This is a genomic window from Streptomyces sp. NPDC056987, assembly GCF_042673865.1.
Classification (GTDB): Bacteria; Actinomycetota; Actinomycetes; order Streptomycetales; family Streptomycetaceae; genus Streptomyces.
On the sequence record NZ_JBHURV010000016.1, the window covers coordinates 146,183 to 149,091 of the forward strand.

Below are 2,909 nucleotides of genomic sequence, written 5' to 3' on the forward strand. Positions count from 1 at the left end.
GGGCCCCCTCCCCCCCCCCCCGCCCCCCCCTCCCCCTCACCCCCACCTCACCCCCCCCCCCCTCCGCGCCCCCCCCGCCCCCCGGCCCCCGCGCGCGGCCGCCCCCCCCCCACGCCCGGGCGCACCACCGCGACGGTCTCCGCACTAGCCTTCGCCCGGGAAAATCTTGCGGGCGACCTCTTCCCTGCTTCGCGGGCCCGTGGCACTCTCCCCCAGGGATGCACATCTGAACGCCATTCATATACATGAAAGCTGCCCCGAAAGGCGCATGCATGGTGATCAGCCGAAGAAGTCTGCTCCAGGCCACCACAGCCACCGCGACCTCGGTCGCCCTCACCGGTATGGCGCATGGCGAACGCGCTCCGGACACCGCCACCGGACACCGCCCCGGCGCCTCCCTCTGGGAGGAGTTCCGGGCCTCGCCCCGTACACATCCTCAGATCCCGTTCATCGGCCGGGCCGGCTACGCCGGCGGCTCCACCGCCTTCCCGCGCCGCCCCGTCCGCGCCGACGTGGTGCGGTACGGCGCCCGTCCCGACGGTTCGGCCGACGCCGCGCCCGCGATCAACCGGGCCATCGCCGAGACCGGCGAGCGCGGCGGCGGCACGGTCCGGCTCCCGCCCGGCCGGTACCGGATCGACGACATCATCCGGATCGGCCACAGCAACGTCACCCTGCGCGGCGCGGGCAGCGGCGCCACCACGCTGTACGCCACCCGCTCGCTCACCGACATCATCGGCCCCTACGGCAGCCGGTACGGCGGCGACAAGTCGTCCTGGTCCTGGGCCGGCGGGCTGGTGTGGGTGTGCCCGCGCGACCGGCTCCGGGCACTGACCGGGGCGATCAAGGCCCGGGAGTGGCCGTTCGAGGGGTGGACGGGCAACCGGCGCGACCAGTGGCGCACCCTCGCCCGCGTCACCTCGCCCGCCCGCCGGGGCGACCTCACCGTCACCGTGGACGCCCCGGCCGCGCTGCGCCCCGGCGACCGCGTGCTGCTCCAGCTCTCGGACGACGCCGGGCACGGCCTGCTCGCCCACATGTGCGGCGACGTCGAGGGCACCGCCACGTACGACTGGTCCGACAAGACCAAACTGCTGAGCTACGCCCCGTACGAGTGGCCGGTGCGGATCACCGCCGTGCGGGGCCGCCGGGTCACCCTCGACCGGCCGCTGCCGCTGGACGCGCGCCCGGAGTGGGCCCCGCGGTTCACCACGCTGGTCGCCCCCGTCACCGGGTCCGGGGTCGAGGGCCTCACCATCGAGATGCGGGAGACGACACAGTCCCCGCATCTCCTCGACACCGGGTACAACGGCCTGGCCATGCAGTGCGCCTGGGACTGCTGGGCCGACGACGTCCATGTCGTCAACGCCGACAACGGCTTCCTCTTCGTCGCCGCCAAGGCCGTCACCCTGCGCCGGACCCGCGTCTCCGGGCGGGGCAGCCACCACCCGTACGCGTGCCGCGAGGGCTCCCACGACAACCTGGTCGAGGACTTCTCCGTCGAGCGGCCCGCCGCTCCGCCGCCCGCCGGGACGCAGGTGCACGGCATCAACGTCGAGGGTCTGTCGAGTTACAACGTCTGGTCGCGCGGCCGCATGGCCACCGGCACCTTCGACACCCACCGGGGCCTGCCGTTCGCCAACGTACGCACCGAGATCACCCTGCACAACGACGGGAAGCACGGCGGTGACGCCAACGCCGGTCCCCTGTACGGCGCGCGCTTCACGCACTGGAACGTGACCGTCACCAACGGCCGGGCGGGGTGCGTACGGATCGACGACGTGGCCCCGTACAGCGCCACCGTGGGGATCTCCGAGGTGACCCCGTTCGGCCAGATCGACACGCCCGACTTCCAGGGGCCCCTGCACGCGCGCCTCGACGCCTACGGGACCCCCGCCGTCACCCCGCGCAACCTGCACACCGCCCAGCGCCGCCTCAGCCACGGCCTGCCGACGAGACGACAAGGTGAATCGCGATGACAGACTCCCCACGGCCCGTTCCGGGCAACCGCCCCTTAGTTCCGTCCCGGCGCACGCTGCTGGGCGCGGCCATCGGCGGCGCCGTCGCCGCCGGGCTGCCGCAGCTCGCCGGGCCGGCCGCCGCGGCCTCCTGGCAGCAGCGCTGGGCGCCCTCGGCGCGTACCGACAAGCTGGCCGCCTTCGAGTCGATCGAGGACGACCGCGCGGACTCCCACACCTCCGCCTCGCCGCACATCTTCGCCGAGGGTGACAACTACCGCTTCAACATGCACATGGTCGACCGGGACACCTCCACCGACCGGCAGCGCCACGAGGTCACCGGGATGCGCAGCCCGGCCGGCGGCTCGTACCTCCAGTGGAAGCAGGGCGAGAGCTGGCGGGTGACGTACTCGATGTACATCCCGAGCACCCTGCGGGCGACCACCACCTTCACCCACATCATGCAGATGAAGCAGCCCGGCACCGGGTCCGCGCCGATCATCGTGCAGTCGCTGCGGCGGGTCGACGGCGCGCAGACCATCGAGCTGAAGATCTTCGAACAGGACATCCTCGTCGGCCGCACCGCCCTCACGCCCCTGCACAACTCATGGGTCGACGTGGACTTCCAGCTCAAGATCGGCAACGGTACGAGCGGCACCGTACGGTGGATCCTCCGCAAGGGCGGCACCACGCTGATCGACGCGCAGAAGACCGGCGTCGACACCTTCCTCGCCGAGCGGGTGCGGCCCAAGTGGGGCATCTACCGCTCGCTCGGCGACACGTCGGACTCGCTGCGGGACTGCCACATGCTGCTGACGAACATGCGCGGCTATCAGTTGGTGTGAGAACGGCGGCGGGGCGGCCCGGGGGGCGGGGGGGGGGCGCCCCGCGGGCGGGGGCGCGACGGCGATGGGCGTCGACGGGGGGGGGCAGTAGGCCGGGGCGGGCGGC

At 73.2% G+C, this 2,909-nt stretch carries 2 protein-coding genes; both read left to right on the forward strand.

Annotated features, from left to right (window positions below; translation table 11 throughout):
• Positions 1-272 precede the first annotated feature (272 nt).
• A complete protein-coding gene (locus tag ACFTZC_RS20350; protein ID WP_382891571.1) occupies positions 273-1,979 on the forward strand; it encodes a glycosyl hydrolase family 28-related protein in 1,707 nt (568 codons plus the stop codon).
• Positions 1,976-2,803: a Tat pathway signal sequence domain protein gene (locus ACFTZC_RS20355; RefSeq protein WP_382891573.1), complete on the forward strand. Its 828-nt coding sequence runs from the start codon at positions 1,976-1,978 to the stop codon at positions 2,801-2,803. The genes ACFTZC_RS20350 and ACFTZC_RS20355 overlap by 4 nt, the downstream gene beginning before the upstream one ends.
• Positions 2,804-2,909 lie beyond the last annotated feature (106 nt).

Coding starts and splice junctions, on each gene's coding strand:
- ACFTZC_RS20350 (WP_382891571.1), top strand. CDS start 273: ATGGTGATCAGCCGAAGAAGTCTGCTCCAGGCCACCACAGCCACCGCG.
- ACFTZC_RS20355 (WP_382891573.1), top strand. CDS start 1,976: ATGACAGACTCCCCACGGCCCGTTCCGGGCAACCGCCCCTTAGTTCCG.